The organism is Microbacterium deferens, from assembly GCF_045517775.1.
Taxonomy (GTDB): Bacteria; Actinomycetota; Actinomycetes; order Actinomycetales; family Microbacteriaceae; genus Microbacterium.
Genome location: NZ_JBEUWT010000001.1, coordinates 2,015,638 through 2,037,903, shown reverse-complemented (window position 1 = coordinate 2,037,903; position 22,266 = coordinate 2,015,638). Strand labels below are relative to the sequence as shown.

Here is a 22,266-nt window from a genome sequence, read left to right as displayed (position 1 = left end):
CGAACGACCGAGCCGGACGATCGGTCGAACGGGCGGGACGCTCGTCGAACGAACGCGCCGGACGGTCGTCGAACGAACGACGGGGACGGTCATCGAACGAACGCGCCGGACGGTCATCGCGCGCCGGGCGGTCGCCGAACGACCGAGCCGGACGATCGGACGAGCGCGCCGGACGGTCGTCGAACGAACGACGGGGACGGTCGTCGCGGTACGACGGACGCGCGTCGCCCGTGGTGCGACGCTCCGTACGGTCGACGCGGTCGGTGCGCACGGGGCGGTCGTCGCGACGGGGACGGTCATCGAACGAACGAGCCGGACGCCCCTCGAATGAGCGGGACGGGCGGTCGGACGACCGGGCGGGGCGGTCGTCGTACGAACGGGCGGGACGCTCCGACGACCGCGCGGGGCGATCGTCGTAGGAACGGGCCGGGCGGTCGTCGAACGAGCGACGCGGGCGGTCGTCGCTGCGACCCGCGCCGCCGGCCTGGGTGCGGATGCCGCGCGACTCGTCGCGGCCGGCGCGCTCCTGCGCCGTCCAGCGACGCTTGGGTGCCGCCTCGGTCGACTCGGCCGCGCGGTATCCGCGGTGGCTCGGGCTCTTGCTTCCGGGCTTCGAGGCGGAGGCCCCGTCGCCGTGGCGCTTGCGATCCTGGTACGCGGGCTTGTCGCCGTAGCGCGGTTCGAAGTTCTTGGCGGGCCGGCCGCCGGCCGGCTTCTTGCTCTTGGGCATGGGAGGTTGTCCTTCTCGGTTCTCACACGAGAACAGCGCCCGCGCGCAGCGGGAAACCCGGGCGGTCGTCGGCCGGGGGGCCATTCCAGTAGATGGTCCGGGGCCGCGGATCGGGCCCCGAGAATCGGCCCCGAGGACTCACACAAGATGCCCGCGCCCGTGGCGCGGTGTCCTCCGCCGACCTGCCAACGCTACCCCAGCTGCCTGTGAGGCGCCCGACGGTCTGACGACGCGGCTCCCCCGGGCGGCGCCCGCCACCTCCTACGCTGTGGTGAGCGGATGCTTCGCACTCCGCCCGAACCGAGGAGCACCCCATGACCGCCGATCCGACCGGACGCCGATTCGTCCTCCGCCGCGACGACGTCATCGCGGAGATCGCGCAGGTCGGCGCATCACTGCGCGCCCTCACCGTCGGGGGCACCGACCTCGTCTCCCGCTACGCCGACGAGCTTCCGACGCCGTCGGCGTCGGGTGTCGTGCTCGTGCCGTGGCCGAATCGCATCCGCGACGGAATCTGGCACGACGACGGCGAGGAACGACGCCTCGCGGTGAGCGAGCCCGCGTTCGGCAACGCCAGCCACGGTCTGTTGCGGTTCGCGCCCTACGCGGCCGATTCCGACGCGACCGATCGAGTGACGCTCCGCGCCGACGTCTACCCCCAGACCGGATATCCGTTCCACCTCGCGACCACCGTGACCTACACCCTCACCGCGACCGGTGTGCACGTGTCCCACGAGCTGACGAACGTGGGAACGGGGTCTGCGCCCGTCGCGCTCGGAACGCATCCGTTCCTGGAGATCGGCGGTGTCGACACGGCAGACCTCGTCATCCGCTCCAGCGGCACGACCCGACTCGTCCTCGACGATCGGAAGATCCCGGTCGACGAGCAGCCCGTCGATGCCGGCACCGATCTGCGTGACGGACGGCGCATCGGCGACCTCTCGCTCGACACCGCCTACCGTGGGCTCGCGCGCGACGCCGACGGACGCATCCGGCATACCCTCACCGCGCCCGACGGCCGGGTGTCGACGCTGTGGCAGGGGGTCGGCTTCGAGTGGGCCCAGGTGTTCACGACCGACCGCTACCCCGACCGAGCCCTGGCCGTCGCCATCGAGCCGATGACGGCCCCGGCGAACGCGTTCAACTCGGGCACCGACCTGCGCCGTCTCGCACCGGGCGAGACGTGGGCCCTCGAGTGGGGCATCGAGCTCACCGCCTAGCTCCGCGCTCTCGCGGGGGCCATGCCCCGCCGCGCACGCGGCCGAGCACGGATTCGATGTCGACCCGTCATCTGCCCGACTCATCCGGGCGGTACCATGTGCACGACGGCTTGCCGTCGCGCTGGGGAGCGAATTCTGGATGGATCCCGGCGTTCGCTTTCCGTAGGGGTAGAAGGGGCTGGGGGTCCCGCGGGGGGAGAACGCCCCGTTAGTCCTGGATGGAAAATGCCCGCGTCGAGCGTCGCTGCACCCCTGCCCCTCCGATTCTCCGTGCCGTCGGCCCGCGCCGCCGCGGCGCGGCTGACGACGATGCACTTCGGCGCAGCATCCCTCGTGATCCTCGTCGGCGGCATCCTGCTGTCGGTCCTCACGACGACCGAGCCGCTGTGGTGGCAGCTGCACTTCAGTGAGCTGGGCACGTACCGCGACACCTCGGGGAGCTTCTTCAACGGCACGCTGATCATCGCCGGGATCACGGTGACCCTGTACGCCCGCAGCGTGGGGCGCGACCTGCGGCGGATCCGTCGTGTCTACGTCCGCCGCGGTGCGCCCCTGGTGGCGCAGATCTGCCTGTCGGTCGTGGGCGTGAATCTCTCGCTGGTCGGATGCATCCCGCTCAACGTGAACAAGACCCTGCACGACAACGTCGCCGGCTCCATGGTGCTCGGCTTCGCCGCTCTCCTGCTGACGTCGCCGATCTTCCTGCACCGCATGCCCAAGCGCCTGCTGTTGACGACCAGCATCGTCTTCGTGGTGATCTTCATCGGCGCGTGGCTCTTCGTCACCGAGACGATCAACCTGGCGTTGTTCGAGGTGATCGCCACCAGCGCGATGTTCGCCTGGTCGGGAATCTTCACGCGGAGCCTCACGGCTCGCGTGCAGACCGTCAGCTCTCCGGGTGCTCCCGTCGGTACTCCCGCCGCGACGCCGGTGCCGCGTCGTCACCGTGCGGTGCGCTCGCACCGGCGTGCGCTGCGGCCGACGAGCCGCCCGCAGAACCGGACGCAGTCGCTGACACGCGTTCCGCGTCGCCCCCAGCCGGTGCGCCCCGCCGTGCTGCGCGCCGCTCACGCGCCCCTTCCACGAGGGCGTACAGCGTCGGCAGCACGAGGAGCGTCAGGACCGTGGACGACACCAGACCGCCGATCACGACGATCGCGAGCGGTTGGGAGATGAACCCGCCGTGCCCCGTGATTCCCAGGGCCATCGGGGTGAGCGCGAAGATCGTCGCGAGCGCGGTCATGAGGATCGGACGAAGTCGCCGTGAGCCTCCCGCGATCATCGCGTCGGCGACGTCCAGACCCTTCCGCCGGTACTGATTGACCAGGTCGATCAGCACGATCGCATTCGTCACGACGATGCCGATGAGCATCAGTACGCCGATGAGCGACGCGATGCCCAGCGGGATCCCGCTGACGATCTGCAGCAGGATCGCCCCGGTCGCCGCGAACGGGATCGACACGAGCAGCAGCAGCGGCTGCAGCAACGACCGGAACGACGCCACCATGATGATGTAGACGATCAGGATCGCCGCGAGCATCGCGAGCCCGAGCTGCGCGAAGCCCTCCTGCTGCTGGGTGAGCACGCCCCCGACCTCGGCGTCCGCCGACGAGGGGAGCTGTGCGTCGGCGAGCGCGGCGTTGACCGCAGCGGACGCCGCGGTCAGGTCGTCGCCGTCCGGCGCGACCGTCACGGTGGCGGTCTGCTGACCGCGCACCGTGGTGATCGAGGTCGGCCCCTGGGTCTCGGCGACCGTGGCGATCTCGTCGAGTCGCACGATGCCCGTCGCGGTCGGGATGCTGAGAGCCCCCAGCTCGTCGATGGTGAGCGGCCTCTGGGCGGCCGCGATGTAGACCGTCAACGAGGTCTCGTCGATCTCGACCGTGCCCGCCGAGCGGGGCTGCATCGTGTTCGAGACGAGGCCGCCGACCGCGACTTCCGACAACCCCCGCTGCGCGGCGGCATCGCGATCCACCGACACTGCGATGTAGGGCAGCGAATCCGACAGGTTGCTCGTGACCTGACCGATGTCGTCGCGCGCGTCGAGCGCGGTCACCACGGCGTCGGTGGCCTCCTGCAGCGTCGACCCGTCGGGCGCGGTCACGTCGATCTCGATGTCACTGGAGCCGAACCCGCCACCGGATGCGGCGACGGACACCGTGCCGACGTCGTCGAGATCGGCGATCGCGTTCTGCACGTCGCGGCGCACGGCCTCCTGGTCGGCATCGGTGTCCGTCGTCACCGAGTAGGTGATGCCTGCTCCCCCGCCGCTGAACGCATCGCGCAGAGCCGAACCCGTCGAGCCGATCGAGACCTGCACGGTGCGGATGCCGGCGACGCCCTCGAGGGCCGTCTCCACGCGCTGCGCGGCCGCGTCCTCTGCCTCCAGGCTCGCCGCCGGGGCGACCTCCTGGGTGATGGTGAGGGTGTTCTGGCCCGAGTCGCCGAGGAAGTTGATCTTCATCAGCGGAGCGAGGAATCCGGTGCCGACCAAGACGACCGCGGCGAGCACGAGCGTGACCGCCTTGTGGGCGAGCGTCCAGCGCAGCACCGGGAGGTAGCGCTTCTGGAGCCCGCTGGGCGGCGCGGCGGGGTCTTCGGGATCGATCGAGCGGCCGTCGGCGTCGGTCACCGGTTTGCCGGGCCGGAGGAACCAGTAGGCCAGCACCGGCACGATCGTCAGCGCCACGAAGAGCGAGGCGGCCATCGCGATGGAGACGGTGAGGGCGAACGGTCGGAACAGCTCACCCGTGAGGTCGCCGACGAAGGCGATCGGGAGGAAGACGGCGACGGTCGTGAGCGTCGACGCGGTGATCGCGCCGGCGACCTCGCGGACGCCCAGGAGGACGGCCTGGGTCTTGTCGGCACCCCGCACGTAGTGGCGTTTGATGTTCTCGATCACGACGATGGAGTCGTCGACCACGCGCCCGATGGCGATGGTGAGCGCGCCCAGCGTGAGGATGTTGAGGGAGTAGCCGAAGGCCTGGATGCCGATGAAGGTGATGAGCACGCTCGTCGGGATCGAGATCGCCGTGACGAGGGTCGAGCGCACCGACAGCAGGAACACGAGGATCACCAGGACGGCGAACACGAGCCCCAGCAATCCCTCGAGGGCGAGCGACTCGATCGACTGCTCGATGAACGGAGCCTGATCGAAGACGACCGTGAAGGTCGCGCCCTCGAACGACGACTCGAGCCCGGGGAGCGCCGCGAGCACGCCCCGGGAGACGTCGACCGTGTTCGCCGAGGGGAGCTTCGTCACCGCGATCGTCAGCGCCGGCTCACCGTCGACGCGAGAGATGGAGGTCACCGGGTCGGCCTGCAGCTCGACGGTGGCGACGTCGGCGATGGTCGTCGTCCCGGCGGCGACCTGAGCTGCGTCGGTGGGGACGAGCGGGAGGGCGGAGAGGTCGTCGACCGAGGTGATCTTCGCGCCGGTCTGCACCGTCAGGGTCTGCTCGCCCTCGGTGATCTCGCCACCGGGGAAGAGCACGCCGTTCTGATCGAGAGCGTCGGTGATGGCCTGCTGCGAGAACCCGCGTTCGGCGAGCGCTGTCTGGTCGGGGGTGATCGTGATGCGCTGACCGACGCCGCCGACGACCTGCGCGGCGTTGACCCCGTCGACGTCTTGGAGGTCGGGCACGATCGTCGACTGGAGCGTCGCCTGTGCGGTGTCGGCGTCGGCGTAGCCGGTCACGGCGATCTGGATGACCGGGAAGTCGTCGATGCTCACCGACACGACGTTCGGCTCGACATCGGCGGGGAGCTGCGCCGTGATGCGGTTGATCGCCTGGGTGATCTTCTGCTCGGCGGTGGCGAGGTCGGTGCCGTACGTGAACGACGCCTGCACGATCGAGGCGTTGGTCGTGCTGGTGGCGGTCGTCGACTCGAGGCCGGGGACCCCCTGGATGGCCGTCTCGATGGGCGTCGAGACGTCGTTGCTGACGACCTCGGGCGAGGCGCCGGGATAGGTCGTCACGACCGAGAGGACGGGCAGCTCGATCGAGGGGATGAGCTCCTGCTTCAGGCTCGTCAGCGCCAGGCCTCCGAACACCGCGACGACGATGGTGACCAGGGCGATGAGCGCCCGGTTCTTCAGGCTGAGGACGGCGAGGTTCGACACGGGGGTCCTTCGCGGATCGCGGGTGCTTCGGGACGATACAGAGATGTATCGGATTCAGTATTCCACGCGGGCATCGGGTCCGGCCGGGGGATCAGCCGAGAATCGCACCGACCGCCGACCCCGCGAAGGCGGCGGCGGTGGACCCGACGAACGTGCCGACCGCGTAGAGGGTCGCTGCGGTCGGACGGCGTTCGTCCGCGAGCACGACGGTGGTCACGGCGACCGAGCTGAAGGTCGTGTACCCCCCGAGCAGTCCGGCGCCGAGGACCCACACGCCCGTCGCGCCGACGACACCGGCCGACACGAGGCCCAGCGCGAACGACCCGGTGAGGTTGATGAGCAGGATCCCCCACGGGACCCGGGTGCCCAGCATCCGTGTCACCGCCAGGTCGAGCAGGTAGCGCGCAGCTGCGCCGATCCCCCCGGCGACGGCCGCGGCGACGAACACCAGCGGACTCACGATCGGCCCCGGTATCCCACGCGCAGGCCCGCCCACGCGGCGACCGCGCCGAAGACGACCGATCCGATCCCCCAGGCGAGGAGCGAGGGATCGGATGCTTCCAGAGCCAGCGCGCTGTAGGTGGTGAACCCGCCCAGCACGCCCGTGCCGAGGAACATCTGCGCGGCTCGCGCGCGGGGGCCGGCGGGGAGGCGGGCGAGCGACCCGATGACGAATCCGAGGGCGAAGGCCCCGACCACGTTGATCACGGGGACGAGGGCCACCCCCAGCGCATCGCCGAGAGCGAGGGTGAGCGCGAGCCGAACGGACGTGCCGAGCGCACCGCCGAGGGCGACCAGCCCCAGGTGCGACCACGAGAACACGGCCCCACCCTACGGGTACTCCGGTTCAGCCGAGGATGAGCGCGCGGATCGCGTTGTCGCGCGAGCCCTCGAGGTTCAACAGTGTGCCCGTGCGGTAGCGCTCGAAGACGCGAGGGTCGATGTAGCTGCTCTTCGCGACGGCCGGGGTGTTGCCGAGCCCCTCAGCGGTCGCCCGGATCGCGAGGAGCTCCGCCCGCTTGCGCTCGCCCGCGGTATCGACGGTGCCGATGCGGGCCAGGGCCTCCGCGGCGAGCACCGTGCCGCGGAGCGTGCGGAAGTCCTTGGCCGAGAACGACCCGCCGGTCAGCACCCGCACGTAGGCGTTCACGTCGCCGGGGCGCAGAGCCACACGCCGTCTCCCCCTCCGGAAGCTCAGGAGGGGTGCACGCGGCCGCCCGGCGGCCAGCTCGCCCAGGGCCGCGGCGAGGTCGTCGTCGTCGAGCTCGAGATAGGCCCGCTTGCCGCTCTTGGCTGGGAACGACAGCTCGACGTGCGATCCCTCGACGGTGGCATCGCGGCGTTGCAGGGTCGTGAGGCCCCGGCTGCCGTTGGTGGTGAAGTAGCGCGCCGAGCCCACGCGCGGCGCCACCTGGTCGAGGAGCCGGAACGACACCGCCAGCACGCGCTCACGATCGAGCTCGGGGCGCCGCAGCGACTGCGTGACGCGCCCTCGCGCGCGCGGCAGCGTGTCGGCGAGCGCGAGGGCACGGGCGAACTTGCCCTTGTCTCGGCGCTTCGACCAGTCGGCGTGGTACAGGTACTGGCGCCGACCCGCCTCGTCGGTGCCGACGGCTTGGATGTGCGCGAGCGGCTCGTGCGAGATCCACACCTCGCGCCACGCCGGCGGGATCACCAGCGTGCGCGCACGTTCGGCGTCGTGCGCGGCGACGGTGCCGCCGGCGTGATCGACGTAGCGGAATCCGCTGCCCGACCGCACCCGGCGGAAACCGGGATCCTCGTACGGGCGCACCCGCAGGAGTCGCGCCACGGGGTCAGTGCTCGCGGAGCATCGCGATCAGCTCCGCCTTCTTCTTGCCCGAGTATCCGCTCAGACCGAGCTCCTTGGCCCGGGCCTTCAGCTCGGGAACCGTGCGGTCTTCGTAGTCCTCGGCCTGGCCGCCGCGCGATCCCACGCGCGAGCGCCCCTGCGCCGCGGCGGCGTTGGAGATGCGAGCGGCCTTCTCCTTCGACGCGCCGTCCTTGCGCAGCTCCTCGTACATGTCTGGATCTTTGAGACTCGATCCGCGCTCACCGGGCATGGCGGCTCCTTCCGTCACCGAACTGAGCCCGAGAGTAGAGCGAGCAGCGTGCTCGGCGCCGCGGGGTTGACACCGCGGCGCCGAGCACGTTCACGCGGCGGCGCGGGAGAGCGCGTCGGCGAGGAACCGGCCGTGCTCGAGTGCCTGAGCGTGCGATTCCCGCGCGATCTCGGCGGCGGCATCGGCGAACTGGTCGAGCGCGGGGTTCACGCCGACGAGGGTGAACTCCCGCTGCACGACGCGGACGTCCATTCCCCAGACGTCGGCGAGGATGCGCCGCATCCATCCTGTCGCGTGGTCCCATCCCTCGCGCGGGGTGCCGTCGCGGTAGTTGCCGCCCTGAACGGTGGCGAGGACGGCCGGGCGGTCGCGCAGGGTCGTTGCACCGGGCTGCATCCGCTCGTCGGTGACGACGAGATCGACCCACGACTTGAAGTGCTGCGAGACCCCGAAGTTGTACAGGGGTACGGCGAAGAGGAACGCGTCGGCCTCGACCAGCTCGTCGACGAACGTCGCGGCGAGCGCGACCGCGTCGCGCTGCGCCGTTGTGCGCTGCTCGGGCGCCGTGACGCCGGCCGAGACGGCCGCAGCCCAGGCGTGCGCGGGAACGGGATCGACACCCACGTGACGACGAACGATCGTGGCATCGGGGTGCGACGCCGACCACTCGGCCTCGACCACGTCTCCCAGCTCACGGCTGAGCGACCCCTCCTGACGGATGCTCGCATCCAACCGGAACAGAACCATGGCACTCTCCACTTCTCGAATCCTTGTCACTCGTTAATTACTAGTGACCACGCAAAAGATAGCACAGTAGACTGACTCCATGGATGCGGCGAGCCCTCACGACGCGCGGAGTTGCGACGCCGCGCTCACCCACGCGTTCGTCGTGCTGGGGAAGCGCTGGAACGGCATGATCCTCGCCGTCCTGGGCGGCGGCGAAGCATCCTTCTCCGATCTGCGGAGAGCCCTCGACGGCATCAGCGACTCGATGCTCTCGGAGCGCCTGAGCGAACTCGCCGCGAACAGCCTGGTCACGCGGACGGTCGCGGCCGGCCCGCCGGTGAGCGTCCGGTACGACCTCACCGACAGCGGGCGCGCCCTCGTTCCCGCGCTCGACCAGATCCGCGACTGGGCGAGCATCCACCTCACCCGCCCGGCCTGACGCGCCGCCCGTCGCACGCGAGCCACCGCGCGCGACTCATCGACAATGACTCTGGTAAGACGCGATATATCGTGTTACCTTCTTCGCAACGCGATATATCGCGACTATGTGAAGGAGTCGACCATGACTGTGGAGAAGTGGATCATCCACCCGGGCGAGACGCGCGTCATCGACATCGAGACGGTGCGCTCGCTGAAGGCCGGCCTCGTCGGTGGCCAGATCGACGTCGTCGCCCATGACGAACCGGGCGTGCGCATCGAGGTGCACGGCGTGACGGTGAAAGACCTGCGCATCGAGATGTCGGGCGACGCGCTCGAGATCGACCACCCGCAGCTGCGCTGGGACAACTTCCTCGAAGTGTTCCGCAACTTCGGGGCCGGCGGCCCCAAGGCGGAGATCAGCGTGGCCGTACCCCGCGACATCGCCTTCACCCTCGGCGTCGTGAGCGCGAGCGCCCTCGTGGCGGGCCTCACGACCTCGGCGCGGCTCAACACCGTCTCGGGCGACATCATCGTCGACGGACTCGACGGCGACCTCACCCTCAACGCCGTCTCCGGCGACGTGCAGGTGCGGGAGCTCCGCGGTGCACTCACCGCCAACAGCGTCTCGGGCGATGTCGCCGCCACCGGCGAGATCACCCGGACCTCCGTCGACACGGTCTCGGGATCGGTGCTCGTGGACCCGAGCGGCCCCGTCCACGCCATCAACGTCAACACCGTCAGCGGCAACGCCACCGTGCGCCTCGACGAGGGGCTCGCCGCGAACTACGTCGTGCGCACCGTGAGCGGACGCGTGCAGATCGACGGCGTCGTGCGTTCGGGCTCCGGGCCCACCAACTACACCGGCTCGTCCGGTGAGCTCGCGGGCAACTTCGTCGACATCCGCACCAACGCCGTCTCGGGCGATCTGACGGTGCTGCGCCGCCCGGCGCTCGCCTCGACCGAGTCGCCCGCCGTGACGCCCGCGGCACACGAGCACGACTCGGAGGAAGAGCGATGAGCCCGGTGTTCTCGCACGGCGATCTGCGCCTCTATCTGCTGAGTCTGCTCGACGAGTCGCCGCGACACGGCTACGACCTCATGCAGGCGCTGTCCGACCGCACCGGCGGCACCTACACACCCTCGGCCGGCACGATCTACCCCCGCCTGGCCAAGCTCGAGGAGGAGGGACTCGTGACGAAGACCGTCGACGGGCGCAAGACCGTCTACGAGATCACCGACGCCGGTCGCACCGAGGTGGCCGCTCGCGCCGGCGACCTCCGCGGCATCCAGGATGACCTCGCAGACAGCGTGAGGCTCATCGCCCAGGAGGTGCGCGGCAGCGTCCGTGACGCGATGCGAAGCCTCCGCGCCGATCTCGCCGCCGCCTCCCGCGAGGAGCGCGCCGAGCCCGCGCCGCCCTCGGCCGACGACGATCCCCGCATCCGCAGCCGTGAGCAGCTGCACCGGGCCGACGCCCTCGTCAGCGAGTTCCGAGCGCGGGTCCGCAGCGACCTGCGCACCCGCGTCGCTCGGGGCGGAACGCTCACCGCCTCGACGGTGGACGCCCTGGAAGCGGCACTCGACGACGCATCCCGCGCCCTCACCCGGGCCATGCAGGGCTGAGTATCACAGTCCCCAGTCGATCTCCTGGTCGTCGGGCACCGGTTCACCCAGCGGGACCACCAGCACCGGCCGGTGCTGCCGGTGGGTGAGCCGGGCGGCGACCGATCCCGTGAAGAACTCGCGGATCGACTCGCCGAGGCCCCGACGGCGGGTGCCGACCACCAGCAGAGGAGAGTCGATCCGATCGCCGAGTCGCGCCAGCGCCGTCGCCGGATCTCCGACGAGCTGGTGCACCGACCACGCGACGTCGGTGTCGACCAGAGCGCGGCGGGCGGCTCCCTCGACCTCTTCGAGTTGGGCCCGGGCGGCGTCGGCGGCCAGCTCGACCTGCGAGGAGTGGACGTAGCCGTCGGGATCTTCGAACGTGACGAACCGGCTGACATCGACGTGCACGACCGCGAGGGGCGCCGACGACAGCCTCGCGAATCGCGCGGCCTCGACCACGACCCGGGGACTCACGCCCGGCGCGACACCGGCGATCACCGCGCCGCGCGGCACGTCGGGCGAGCCGGAGACCGGCCCGTCGGGCAGCAGGGATGCTTCGTCGCTCATCGCTCGCGTCCTCTCGCCCCCCCGGCGCGGGAAGCGCAGGAGGCCACCGTGATATCCTGAATGCTACTCTTACCGGCTTCAATCCGGATCCGCGAATACCGGGCTGGACAAGCCCGCGTCAGTCAAATGAGGGGGTCTCGCATGGGGCGTGGCCGTCAAAAGGCGAAGCACACCAAGATCGCCCGGGAACTCAAGTCGTTCAGCCCGTCGGTGAACTACTCGGCACTCGAGCGCGAGCTCGGGCACCCCGACGCCGACGAGAACGCTTACGAAGACAAGTGGGCGGACGAGTTCGACGACGACGAAGAAGGCGAAGAGGAAGACACTCCTCAGTCGTCCACCCCGCACGTGAGCCGCTGAGGCTTCTCGACACGGCGTCGACTCCTCACCAGGGACCGTGTCGTCGTTCCCACTCGTCTTCCACCGTGCCGGAGCGCACGACGAAGAACGCGGCGGGCGCGGCCATCGCGATCACGACGCCGAGGATCACCAGCGCGGCCGTCCAGCCGCCGGTGACCTCATGCGTGACCCCGATCGCCAAAGGTACGAGGGCCGCGAAAGCATAGCCGACGCTCTGGACGAACCCGCTCGTCGCCACGGCGGTGTCGTGCGCGCGCGTGCGGAGCCCCAGCAGCACCAGCATCATCGGGAACAACAGCGGCGGTAGTCCCAGGAGCACGACCCACAGCGCCGTCGCTGCGGCCGGCGCGAAGAGCAGTCCGGCGATCGCGACGAGACCACCGCCGACCGCCACCGCGTAGAGGCTGCGGATCACGCGGTAGCGGGCGACGAGCAGGGGCACGAGAAGCGTGCAGGGCAGCCCGACCAGGGCGAACAGCGCGAGCAACGCTCCCGCTGCCTCGGACGATGAGCCCGCGACGTCGACGAGGATCGCCGGCAGCCACGCGAAGGCCGCGTAGACGATCGAGGCGTTCACCGCGAAGGTGCCGGCGAGGGCCCAGGCGAGCGGCAGACGCACGAGCCGACGCACCACGTCGACGCGCGGCCCCGCCATCGCGTCACGGGACGAGCGCCGGGCGCGCAGCGCGATCACGAACCAGGGGATGAGGGAAGCGGCCCCGACCGCCGCCCACACCGCGAACGACAGCCGCCAGCCGAGCGAGTCGGCCAGGGGTACGGCGAACAACGGCGGCACGAAAGTGGCCACGGTCATCGCGGTCGTGTACACCGCGGTCATCGCACCGACGCTGCGGGGGAAGTACTTCTTCACGATGCCGGGGAGCAGCACGTTGCCGACGCCGACGGCGGCGAACAGCACGGCGGTGACGGCGAACAGCGACCAGGCGTCGAAGGCGAGGGCGCGGGCGGCGAGCCCCGCGGCCCCGACGGCGACGGCCGCCAGTGCGAGTCGCTCGAGGCCGACCCGCCGCTCGATGGCGGGTGTCAGCATCCCCATCACGGCGAAAGCCGCCGGAGGCGCCATGCCGATGAGCCCGACGAGCGCGGCCGGCAGGGCGAAATCGCGATCGATGCGATCGATGACGGGCGACAGCGACGCCACGGCGATGCGGAGGGTCGCGGCCATCAGCACGACGCCGACGACGACGAGCACACGGCCGACCGGCCGGGAGGGACCGCTCACGACCGCGACCGGGTCACGAGGATTGCGAACCCTCGACCCAGGTGAGGTACTCGGCCGAGACCGTGCCGGTGATGTAGCGACCGTCGAAGCAGCTCATATCGAGGTCGGTGACGTCGGAGCCCTCGAGGATCGCGGCCTTGAGGTCGTCGACCTCCTGGTAGACGAGGTAATCGCAGCCGAGCTCTTCGGCGATCTCGGGGATCGTGCGGTTGTGGGCGACGAGCTCCTCGCGTGAGGGCATGTTGATGCCGTACACGTGGGGGTAGCGCACGGGCGGCGCCGCCGACGCGAACGTGACCGTCTTCGCACCGGCGTCGCGGGCCATCTGGATGATCTCGCGGCTCGTGGTGCCGCGCACGATCGAGTCGTCGATGAGCAGCACGTTCTTGCCCTTGAACTCGCTCGACATGGCGTTGAGCTTCTGTCGCACGCTCTTCTTGCGCACCGCCTGCCCGGGCATGATGAAGGTGCGCCCGACGTAGCGGTTCTTGTAGAAGCCCTCGCGGTACTCGATGCCGAGCTTGCGCGCCACCTGCATGGCCGCCGGACGCGACGAGTCGGGAATGGGCATGACCACGTCGATGGCCTCGATCGGTGTGTACTTCGCGATCGTGTCGGCCAGGCGGTCGCCCATGCGCAACCGCGACTCGTACACGGCGATGCCGTTCATCACCGAGTCGGGCCGGGCGAGGTAGACGTACTCGAACGAGCACGGCACGAGCTGGGGGTCGGGTGCGCACTGCCGCGTGTGCAGCGTGCCGTCGAGGGTGATGAAGACCGCCTCACCGGGCAGCAGGTCGCGGACGACCTCGAAGCCCGCGTTCTCGAGCACGAGCGACTCGGATGCGACGACCCACTCGTACGCGCCGGAGTGCCCGACCGGCTCCACGCCGATCGATTCGCCGACGGGCGCCGACGGGTCGGCCGCGCGGGTGCCGAGGATCAGCGGGCGGATGCCGAACGGGTCGCGGAAGGCGAGCAGGCCGTATCCGGCGATCAACGCGATCGCGGCGTACGAGCCCTCGACGCGCTGGTGCACGCGGGTCACCGCGGCGAAGACCTGCGCGGGGTCGAGGTCGGGGCCGCCGATCTCGGACTGCAGCTCGGAGCCGAGGATGTTCACGAGCAGCTCGGTGTCGGAGCTCGTGTTGAGGTGGCGGCGGTCGCGGTGGAACAGCTCGTCAGTGAGCTCGCGGGTGTTCGTGAGGTTGCCGTTGTGCACGAGGACGATGCCGTAGGGCGCGTTCACGTAGAACGGCTGCGCCTCTTCTTCGTTCGACGCGGTGCCCTTCGTGGCGTAGCGCACGTGCCCGAGGCCGATGCCGCCGAGCAGCGTGCGCATGTCACGGGTGCGGAAGCCCTCGCGCACCATGCCGCGCGCCTTGGAGATGTGGAAGATGCCGTTCGACTCGGCCGTGGCGATACCCGTCGAATCCTGCCCGCGGTGCTGCAGGAGGAGGAGGGCGTCGTAGATTTCCTGGTTGACCGGGCCTTGGCCCACCATTCCGACGATTCCGCACATGTGGTGTTAGTTCGCTCCGGTTTCGGATGAGCCGTCGGCGTAGGCGCCCACGAGCCGCACTGCTCCCCCGTCGACGCCCTTGGCGCCCTGTTCGAAGTCGCCGTCGGGGAGGGCGCTGTCGTGGATCGTGCCGACCGGCCACGTCTGGATGCCGAGGGCCGTCAGATGGGCGGCGGCAGCATCCGCCTTCTCGGCCGAGACGACCGCGAGGAAGCCGATGCCGAGGTTCCACGTGCCCTCGGTCTCGGTGAGGGAGAGAGCCCCCAGGTCAGCCAGCACGCGGAAGACCGGCGGCGGCGACCACGACGAGCGATCGACGTCGACCCAGGTGCCGCGCGGCAGCACGCGCGCGAGATTCGCGGCGATGCCCCCACCGGTGACGTGGGTCAGCGCGTGCACGCCGTCGCCGAGGGCGTCGACGAGTCCGAGGAGAGGGGTCGTGTAGAGGCGGGTCGGCTCGAGGAGCGCCTCACCCCACGTCACGCCGAAGTCGGCGGCGACGTCGCCGTACTGGATGCCGCGGCCCGAGACGATGTGACGCACGAGCGAATAGCCGTTCGAGTGCAGGCCGCTGGAGGCGAGGGCCAGCACCACGTCGCCCGGGCGCACGCGCTCGGCGCCGAGGATCCGATCGGCCTCGACCACGCCCGTGGCCGCGCCGGCGACGTCGTAGTCGTGGGGACCGAGCAGGCCCGGGTGCTCCGCCGTCTCGCCGCCGACGAGCGCGGTGCCGGTCTCGGCGCAGCCGCGTGCGATACCCGCGACGATGTCGGCGATGCGCTCGGGGAAGATCTTGCCGCACGCGATGTAGTCGGTCATGAAGAGCGGCTTGGCTCCCACCACGACGATGTCGTCGACGACCATGCCGACCAGGTCGAGGCCGATCGTGTCGTGCTTGTCGATGGCCTGCGCGATCGCGACCTTCGTGCCGACGCCGTCGGTGCTGGACGCCAGCAGCGGCCGACTGTAGCCGAGCAGTGCCGAGGCGTCGAACAGGCCGGCGAAACCGCCGACGCCGCCGAGCACCTCGGGGCCGTGCGTGCGGCGGACGGCGGCCTTCATGAGCTCGACCGCGCGGTCACCCGCAGCCGTGTCCACGCCGGCGTCGGAGTAGGGATTGCGGGGAGCTTCAGCCACGGTGACAGCCTACCGGCGCGCTGCGGCGCGGTCTGCGCCGTGACCGCCGCCGTCGAACGGAGGAGTTCTCACGAGGGGAGGATGCTGCAGGCCCCAGGGGTCCTCCCCTCGTGAGATCTCCTCCCGTGGTTGCACGTCAGGCGGCGAGGTGGAGTCCTTGAGCGACGGCGCGAGAGAGGAGATCCTGCACCGACAGCCAGTCGTCGACGACCTGCCGGTACCCGACGCGGATCACGTGATACCCGCGCAGTGCCAACTCGGCGTCGTGCCGCACGTCGCGTTCGCGCTGGGCACCAACGTGATGGCCGCCGTCGATCTGCAGCACCAGGCGGTCACCGATGAGGAAGTCGACGGGGCGCCCGGCGATCCACGCCTGCGCGATGATGCGCAACCGCATCCACCTCAGCCTCGGCAGCACGAACGACTCGAGCCCCGAATCGGAGAACGGCTGGGCCACAGCCAGGATCTCGCGCGCCCGCGCCCCGAAGGGAAGACGCTGCAGCTCGAGAGCGTCGACCCGCTGCGTGCGGAGCGCCGATTCCCATACCGCGAGCGCCGTCTCGAACGGCTGGCAGGCCGCGACGAGGGCGAGCACGTTCTGGATCGGATCGCCGAGCACGTCGGCGGCTCGCGGGAGAAGGGGCCGGGCCCGGTGCACGTGCACCCCGGCGGGCACATCGACGCGGCCCGCATTCGGCGGGGCGGCGACGTGCCACTCGGATGCATCGAGCACCCAGAGCCCGAGCCGCTGGGCCTGGGTGATGCACGAGAGCACCACCCCGGCCCGAGCCGCTTCGAGGAGGGCGGGGTCGGCGTCGGGCAGGGCGATCCACGACCGCCGGACCCGGATGGCGAGCCCGCGTTCGATCGCCGCAGTGATGGTGCGGTGCGGATGACCCTCCCGGACCAGACGGATGCTGCGGACGAGACCGCCTCCCGCCCGCAGAGCCGTCACGAGTCGTGCCAGATCGCGTTCACGCATCCCCCGACCCTGACCGACGAGAGGATCCCTCCGCTCGACGCGCCGGAGGGATGGGGACGAACCGCAGCGCGCAGCGGCTGGGGAGGAGCGGGCGGTGTCACGAACGGAGGAGTTCTCACCGGGGGCTGACCCGGAGCGTCCGCAGCATCCTCCGCTCGTGAGATCTCCTCCGCCGGGGGCGGGGCGCGCACCTACAATGGCGGCATGGCGGGCACCGGCGGTCCGGAGTGGACGATCCGCGAGGACGCGGGGGTCGCGGTGCTGCTCGCGCTCTACCTCCGGCAGGCCATCGGGGTGCGCTCCCCCGACGAGCTGCCCCACCTGCGCGGCGTGCCCGCCCGCACCGGCCCCGAGCGCGACGACGAGACCCAGTCCCGGTTGGAGCGCCAGTGGCGAGAGTACTGGGCGATGACGGTGGAGCCGCAGGCCCACCCCTCGCCCGTTCCGCTCGAGCTCGTCGACGACTTCGAGACCATGATCGCGCTGCCCGCCCAGGGAACGGCCGATCTGCGGGCCGCGATCGTGCCGCACGCGAGGGCCTCTCTCGCCTACGCGCGGGCCGAGAACGCACGGTATTCGTCCGACTCGGGCGGCAGGCCCGGGGTGTCGTATCGCGCCTACGCCAGCGCGATCGCCGAGCACGAGCGTCGCGTCGGCCGGCGCGCGCACTCGTTCGAGCTCAACGTGCAAGTACTTCCGCTGACCCAGCGCGGGGTGTGGTGGATCGGTTCGCTCACGGTCGCCGTGACCGACGGACTGCGCGGCGACGTGGTCGCGTTCGACGCGGCCATCCACCCGATCATCGCCGAGCTCGCCTGATCAGTCGGGCAGCTGCACCCGCTCGTGGTCGACGACCACCTCGCGCGTTCGTCGCCCGACCGTGCGGTCGAAGATCAGCGCGACGACACCGCCGATCGCGATCCCTGCGGGCACGCAGATGAGGGCGATGAAGCCGAACACCTGCATGGGCGCGTACTCGATTCCCGTGTACTGACTGGTCTCGGCGGGGCGGGAGAACGCCAGCGTCAGGATCATCGCCATGACGATGCCGAGCGCGGCGCCCGCAACGAGGAAGACGCTGTACTTCGGGGCCCGGCGCACGGTGACCGTCTCGACCTCGTCGGTGACGGAGGGAGGCGGTGCGTACTCGGGCTGGGCGGCCATACCCCTATTGTCGCACCGCGCGCCCCGCGTGGCGCCGCCGGTGTCTCGACGCCTAGGAGATCGTCCTGCGCTGCCAGGGCAGCAGCTGCATGAGACCGAGCACGGCGATGATCGACAGCCCCAATGCCGCGGCCGTGCCGAGCAGCGGCACCACGACCGGCGACATCGCGGTCGCCGTGTCGGGCACGAGCCCGCGGGGCGACGGCACGGTCGTCAGCGCGGCCGTCGCGACGATCGGCAGTGACGGGACGGACGGCACCTCGGGGGGCGACGCGATCGCCGGGGCCCTGCGCACCGGGTTGGAAGGCGTGGCGCCGGCAGCCTGCGCGCCGCCACCGACGCCCGCCGCGGGGGCGGTGACCGGGGCGGATGCGTCGTAGCTGACGGTGAGCGCGGTCGCGGGCTTGGCGGGGTCGCGCACCCCGCCGGAGGTCAGCCAGTATGCGCGCTGGCCCGTGCGGCTCTGGTAGTCGACGAAGCTCTGCGGGAACGATCCCCAGTACACCTGGTTCTGCGCGGTGCGGGGCGCCTGGCCCTCCGTGACGGTGACGCCCAGGTACTCCGGAACCACCGAGAACCCGGCGCCTGCCGAGGAGTCGACGCCGCGCACCTCGGCGAGCACGATCGACTGGTCGGGGAGCTTCTCCCACTTCGTCGTGTCGTCCATCGACGTGCCCCACCCGCTGGCCGTGCCCACGAGGCGACCCGCGCCGGAGGCGTCGATCGTGAGCACCGGGTCGGTGACCGACCAGTAGGTCATGCCCCCGTAGAAGACGACCGTGAACGAGCCGCTCCAGCGCAGATCCATGCCGCCGTCGGCGCGGACGGAGCCGGTTCCGCCGTCGATCACCACGGCGTTCCCCGAGGCGCGGGTCACGCTCGACGTGGTCACCGCACGACCCTCCGGGTCGAGGCACCGGGTGTCGAACGACGCCGGCACCCACTCGCCGGCGGCGGTGGGCTTCTCGATGCGCACCGAACCGGCACGGGCCGCATACAGCCCGTCGCCCGCGCCCCAGACGCGAGCGCTGCCGGCGTCGCCGGCGCGCCCCGCGCTGAGGAAGTTGCACCCGCCGGCGAAGGCACCGGCCCCCGCCTCGGTGTTGAGGCCCCAGCGCAGCTGCGCGTTCGTGATCGTCGTGCCGCCGCCCGGGCTCACCGGCACCTCGACGAACTCGGGAACGGTGACGGTGATCTCATCCGGCGCCGCGACCGCGGGGGCGACGCCCCCGAGCGAGAGGGCGCCCGCGGCGAGGAGGGTGGCGACGGCTGCCAGAAGACGGCGGGTCATCGCACGACCTCCATCGCCGTCGTGGACGGGGCCACGGGTTCGGATGCTGCGGCCGTCGCAGCTGCGACCGCGACCGCGGCATCCGCCTTCCGCGCCTTCTTGCGCCGGTGACGACGACGCAACCCCGCGATCACACTCGTGACGATGAGGACGACGGCGAGCACGATGCTCGACAGCAGCACGACCACCACCCACTGCGGCGTATCGGGCGTCGCCGCGGAGACGAGGCCCGCGGTCGCGCTGCTGCCGGTGACGGTGACCTCGGCCTCGGCCACGACCCCGGATGCCGCGCCGCGCAGGCTCACGAGGTGGGTGCCGTCGCGCGCGTCGGACGGCACGGGGAGCGCCCCCGCGACCTCGCCGAGCGAACCGGCGGTGAGCGGCCCGACCGCGGTGAGTCCGGAGTCGAGCGAGGCCACCACCTGCTCCCCGGGCGTGAACCCCTGACCCGTGAAGACGATGGAGGTGCCCGCCTCGACGAAGCCCGACGCGAGTCCGACCCGCACGGAGCCTGCGGGAGCCGCCGCGGGAGCCGCCGCGGGAGCTACCGCCCCGCCCGCGGCGGGCGCCGGTGCCGCACCGAAACGCACCGGCGTGAACGTCTCGTTGTTGGCGTTCTTCACGCCGTGCGCACCGATCGTGATGATTCCGCAGGTGACCTCGCGGCAGTCGACCTCCGACACCCGGCCGTCGCGGTCCTGGCTCTCGAAGATGGCGCCAGGCACGACCATCGACAGGGTCCACGACCCGTCGGCGGCGAGCACTCCGTTGGCCGAGGACTCGGTCTGGCTGCCCGGGAACGCGAGGAATCGCTGGTAGCCGGCGTTGTCGGCCGACTCCGCATCGGGGACGTAGCGGTAGTCGCTGCCGACCCCGCCTCCCTGCGACGGGCGCCACGACCCGCCGGCGGCGTCATCGACCCAGCCGAACAGCACGTAGACGCCGCCGAAGCCCTTCGGAATCGACTGGAAGCCGGTGCCGCTCACCGTCACCTCCGTCGCGTACTCGGCAGACAGAAGGCCGCTGCCGTCGGGACCGGTGACCGTCACGCCCGCGGCCGCCCAGGCAGGCGTCGCAGCCGCGATCGCCGAGGTCGCGATCGCCGAGGCGATCGCGAGGGCGGCGAGCGGTCGGACTCGGCGGTGGGTGCTGGCGGTCATGCGATGCGCTCCTCGGAAGAGTCGGAGGGGGTGGCGGACGGGTCGGCGATCACCAGGAGCGAACCCCCGGGCCCGTCGACGACGTGGATGGGATGCCGGTACACCCGCGTGAGCAGGTCGGGATCGAGCACCTCCCGGGGGGCGCCCACGGCGATGAGCCGCCCGGCCTCGAGCAGCGCGATGCGATCGGCGTAGGCCGCCGCGAGTGCGAGGTCGTGCAGCACCACGACCGCCGCGCCACCGGCTGCGACACGGGCGCGGGTGTGGGAGAGCACGCGGTGCTGGTGCCGGATGTCGAGGCTCGCGGTGGGCTCGTCGAGCAGCGCGATCGCGCATTCCTGTGCGAACGAGCGTGCGAAGGCGACGCGCGCCCGCTCGCCGCCCGAGAGGGAGGTCACCGGACGCGCCGCGAACGCCTCGACCTCGCTCGCGGCGAGCGCGAGGCGGACGGCATCATCGTCGCGGTCGGCCTCGGGCCGCCGACGCCACGGTGCCCTCCCCATGGCGACCACCTCGGCCGAGAGGAAGGGGAACGACACCTCGTTGCTCTGGGTGAGCACAGACCGCCGACGGGCACGATCTTCCACGCGGTGGCGCTCGAGGCGCCGACCGTCGAGTTCGACCTCGCCGTCGTCGGGCACGCGGTCGCCGGCGAGCACCGACAGGAGCGTGGACTTCCCGGCCCCGTTGGGTCCGACGAGCACGAGCATCTCGCCGGGGTGCAGGTCGAGGTCGACGCCGTCCAGCAGCCGGCGGCCGCCGATCGACACGCCGACGTTGCGTGCACGCAGCACGGCGGCCATCACCCCCACCCCCCGGAGCGGCGCCGCGTGCGCCGGAGCAGCCAGAAGAAGAAGGGGCCGCCGATGAGGGCGGTGATCATGCCGATAGGAAGCTCCGAGTTCGGCACGACGGTGCGCGCGACGAGGTCGGCGGCGACGAGCAGCACCGCTCCGCCCAGTGCGCTGGCGGGAAGGAGAAGCCGATGGCCCGGGCCGAGCAGCATCCTCATCAGGTGAGGCACCACCAGTCCGACGAAGCCGATGATGCCGCAGAAAGCCACCGCGGCCCCGGTGAGGAGCGCGATGACGACGATCGCGACGACGCGCAACCGCTCCACCCGCACACCGAGGTGCTCTGCCTGCCGCTCGCCGAGTGCGAGCAGGTCGAGGTCTGCCGACAGCAGCAGGCAGACGACGACACCCACGGCCACCAGCGGTGCGACGATCGTGACGTCCTGCCACCGCGTGCCGTTGAGCGACCCGAGCTGCCAGAACACGATCTGCTCGCGCTCCTGGGTCGACCCGAGGTAGGTGAACAGGGCGATCGCCGCGCCCCCGATCGCGTTGACCGCGATGCCGGTGAGGACGAGCGTGACCACCTCGGTGCGCCCATCGGCGCGCGCCGAGGTGTAGACGACGATGGTCGCGGCGAGTCCGCCGAGGAAGGCGAACAGCGGCAGGGTCAGAGGCCCGGCGAACGACAGCCCGAAGACGATCACCGCAGACGCGCCGACGGCCGCGCCCGACGAGATGCCGATCACCCCGGGCTCGGCGAGCGGATTGCGGAACACGCCCTGCATGACGGCACCGGCGGTCGCGAGCGAGGCACCGACGAGCACCGCCATGAGCAGGCGCGGAAGGCGGACGAGCCAGAGGGTCGCCTCGCCGTTCACGTGCGTCATGGCCGCACCGCTCGGCAGCGACATCCAGCCCGCGCCGACCGAGGAGACGAATCCGTTCCACCCTCGGGCGAACGACCCGAGCACCTCAGCGGCAGGGATCGAGAGCTGCCCGGTGCCGGCCGAGACGACCGTCAGCACGATGAGCGCCACGCCCATCGCGACGAAGGTCGTGATCGTGACCGCACGGCGATCCCGACGACTCGGGACGGCGACGGGGGCGGCGACGGCGACCGCCTGGGTCGCGGCGC

At 71.1% G+C, this 22,266-nt stretch carries 22 protein-coding genes and 2 pseudogenes; 7 read left to right on the top strand and 17 right to left on the bottom strand.

Annotation, left to right across the window (positions count from 1 at the left end; all coding sequences use genetic code 11):
• A pseudogene (locus ABTU82_RS09660) lies at positions 1-730 on the bottom strand (DEAD/DEAH box helicase); the annotation flags it as partial.
• Between the two features lie 314 nt (positions 731-1,044).
• Between ABTU82_RS09660 and ABTU82_RS09655 the strand changes: the two are divergent.
• Entirely contained in the window at positions 1,045-1,950 is a 906-nt protein-coding gene (locus tag ABTU82_RS09655) for an aldose 1-epimerase family protein (RefSeq protein ID WP_407173127.1), read from the top strand.
• Between the two features lie 21 nt (positions 1,951-1,971).
• Positions 1,972-2,796 (top strand): annotated as a pseudogene (locus tag ABTU82_RS09650) (DUF998 domain-containing protein); the annotation flags it as partial.
• A 40-nt stretch (positions 2,797-2,836) separates the two neighbouring features.
• On the opposite strand, the gene ABTU82_RS09645 reads toward ABTU82_RS09650, so the two are convergent.
• The 6 genes from ABTU82_RS09645 to ABTU82_RS09620 form a co-directional block, all read right to left on the bottom strand.
• On the bottom strand, positions 2,837-6,073 hold the full coding sequence (locus tag ABTU82_RS09645; protein ID WP_407173125.1) for an efflux RND transporter permease subunit: 3,237 nt from the start codon (positions 6,071-6,073) through the stop codon (positions 2,837-2,839).
• A 91-nt stretch (positions 6,074-6,164) separates the two neighbouring features.
• The gene (locus ABTU82_RS09640) at positions 6,165-6,533 is read right to left on the bottom strand and encodes a fluoride efflux transporter FluC (protein WP_407173123.1); all 369 of its coding nucleotides are present in this window, start codon (positions 6,531-6,533) and stop codon (positions 6,165-6,167) included.
• The gene (locus ABTU82_RS09635; RefSeq protein WP_116647128.1) at positions 6,530-6,895 is read right to left on the bottom strand and encodes a fluoride efflux transporter FluC; all 366 of its coding nucleotides are present in this window, start codon (positions 6,893-6,895) and stop codon (positions 6,530-6,532) included. The genes ABTU82_RS09640 and ABTU82_RS09635 overlap by 4 nt, the downstream gene beginning before the upstream one ends.
• Before the next feature lie 25 nt (positions 6,896-6,920).
• Positions 6,921-7,883, bottom strand: coding sequence for a DNA topoisomerase IB (locus tag ABTU82_RS09630; protein WP_407173122.1), 963 nt, complete (start codon positions 7,881-7,883; stop codon positions 6,921-6,923).
• A 4-nt stretch (positions 7,884-7,887) separates the two neighbouring features.
• Entirely contained in the window at positions 7,888-8,154 is a 267-nt protein-coding gene (locus ABTU82_RS09625) for a DUF7218 family protein (protein WP_116647126.1), read from the bottom strand.
• Positions 8,155-8,244: 90 nt separating this feature from the next.
• On the bottom strand, positions 8,245-8,913 hold the full coding sequence (locus tag ABTU82_RS09620) for an FMN-dependent NADH-azoreductase (protein ID WP_346427028.1): 669 nt from the start codon (positions 8,911-8,913) through the stop codon (positions 8,245-8,247).
• A 67-nt stretch (positions 8,914-8,980) separates the two neighbouring features.
• On the opposite strand from ABTU82_RS09620, the gene ABTU82_RS09615 reads away from it, so the two are divergent.
• From ABTU82_RS09615 to ABTU82_RS09605, 3 genes are all read left to right on the top strand, one after another.
• A complete protein-coding gene (locus ABTU82_RS09615; protein ID WP_116647124.1) occupies positions 8,981-9,319 on the top strand; it encodes a winged helix-turn-helix transcriptional regulator in 339 nt (112 codons plus the stop codon).
• Between the two features lie 123 nt (positions 9,320-9,442).
• Positions 9,443-10,318: a DUF4097 family beta strand repeat-containing protein gene (locus tag ABTU82_RS09610; protein WP_116647123.1), complete on the top strand. Its 876-nt coding sequence runs from the start codon at positions 9,443-9,445 to the stop codon at positions 10,316-10,318.
• Positions 10,315-10,923, top strand: coding sequence for a PadR family transcriptional regulator (locus ABTU82_RS09605; RefSeq protein ID WP_116647122.1), 609 nt, complete (start codon positions 10,315-10,317; stop codon positions 10,921-10,923). Before ABTU82_RS09610 ends, ABTU82_RS09605 begins: the two co-directional genes overlap by 4 nt.
• Before the next feature lie 3 nt (positions 10,924-10,926).
• On the opposite strand, the gene ABTU82_RS09600 is transcribed toward ABTU82_RS09605, so the two are convergent.
• Positions 10,927-11,475 (bottom strand): universal stress protein, encoded by a 549-nt coding sequence (locus ABTU82_RS09600; RefSeq protein ID WP_116647121.1) that lies wholly within the window; start codon positions 11,473-11,475, stop codon positions 10,927-10,929.
• Between the two features lie 141 nt (positions 11,476-11,616).
• Here ABTU82_RS09600 and ABTU82_RS09595 point away from each other — a divergent pair, with 141 nt between their 5' ends.
• Positions 11,617-11,835 (top strand): DUF3073 domain-containing protein, encoded by a 219-nt coding sequence (locus ABTU82_RS09595; RefSeq protein WP_116647120.1) that lies wholly within the window; start codon positions 11,617-11,619, stop codon positions 11,833-11,835.
• A gap of 25 nt (positions 11,836-11,860) precedes the next feature.
• Here ABTU82_RS09595 and ABTU82_RS09590 read toward each other — a convergent pair whose 3' ends face one another.
• The 4 genes from ABTU82_RS09590 to ABTU82_RS09575 all read right to left on the bottom strand — a co-directional run bounded on the left by ABTU82_RS09590 (position 11,861) and on the right by ABTU82_RS09575 (position 16,719).
• Positions 11,861-13,078, bottom strand: coding sequence for an MFS transporter (locus tag ABTU82_RS09590; protein WP_407173120.1), 1,218 nt, complete (start codon positions 13,076-13,078; stop codon positions 11,861-11,863).
• Between the two features lie 13 nt (positions 13,079-13,091).
• The gene (gene purF / locus ABTU82_RS09585; RefSeq protein WP_116647119.1) at positions 13,092-14,600 is read right to left on the bottom strand and encodes an amidophosphoribosyltransferase; all 1,509 of its coding nucleotides are present in this window, start codon (positions 14,598-14,600) and stop codon (positions 13,092-13,094) included.
• A 6-nt stretch (positions 14,601-14,606) separates the two neighbouring features.
• Entirely contained in the window at positions 14,607-15,737 is a 1,131-nt protein-coding gene (gene purM, locus ABTU82_RS09580; protein WP_407173118.1) for a phosphoribosylformylglycinamidine cyclo-ligase, read from the bottom strand.
• Positions 15,738-15,873: 136 nt separating this feature from the next.
• The gene (locus ABTU82_RS09575) at positions 15,874-16,719 is read right to left on the bottom strand and encodes an endonuclease domain-containing protein (protein ID WP_407173117.1); all 846 of its coding nucleotides are present in this window, start codon (positions 16,717-16,719) and stop codon (positions 15,874-15,876) included.
• A gap of 204 nt (positions 16,720-16,923) precedes the next feature.
• Here ABTU82_RS09575 and ABTU82_RS09570 point away from each other — a divergent pair, with 204 nt between their 5' ends.
• Positions 16,924-17,538, top strand: a complete 615-nt coding sequence (locus ABTU82_RS09570) for a zinc-binding alcohol dehydrogenase (RefSeq protein ID WP_407173115.1) — start codon at positions 16,924-16,926, stop codon at positions 17,536-17,538.
• On the opposite strand, the gene ABTU82_RS09565 is transcribed toward ABTU82_RS09570, so the two are convergent.
• From ABTU82_RS09565 to ABTU82_RS09545, 5 genes are read right to left on the bottom strand one after another with little or no spacing between them, the layout of a single operon-like run.
• Entirely contained in the window at positions 17,539-17,883 is a 345-nt protein-coding gene (locus ABTU82_RS09565) for a potassium transporter Trk (protein WP_116647115.1), read from the bottom strand.
• Between the two features lie 52 nt (positions 17,884-17,935).
• Positions 17,936-19,174: a hypothetical protein gene (locus tag ABTU82_RS09560; RefSeq protein ID WP_407173113.1), complete on the bottom strand. Its 1,239-nt coding sequence runs from the start codon at positions 19,172-19,174 to the stop codon at positions 17,936-17,938.
• Positions 19,171-20,334 carry a hypothetical protein gene (locus tag ABTU82_RS09555; RefSeq protein WP_407173112.1) on the bottom strand — a complete coding sequence of 388 codons (1,164 nt, stop codon included), beginning with the start codon at positions 20,332-20,334 and terminating at the stop codon, positions 19,171-19,173. Before ABTU82_RS09555 ends, ABTU82_RS09560 begins: the two co-directional genes overlap by 4 nt.
• A complete protein-coding gene (locus ABTU82_RS09550) occupies positions 20,331-21,137 on the bottom strand; it encodes a heme ABC transporter ATP-binding protein (RefSeq protein WP_407173111.1) in 807 nt (268 codons plus the stop codon). The genes ABTU82_RS09555 and ABTU82_RS09550 overlap by 4 nt, the downstream gene beginning before the upstream one ends.
• A complete protein-coding gene (locus ABTU82_RS09545; protein ID WP_407173318.1) occupies positions 21,137-22,174 on the bottom strand; it encodes a FecCD family ABC transporter permease in 1,038 nt (345 codons plus the stop codon). The genes ABTU82_RS09550 and ABTU82_RS09545 overlap by 1 nt, the downstream gene beginning before the upstream one ends.
• Positions 22,175-22,266 lie beyond the last annotated feature (92 nt).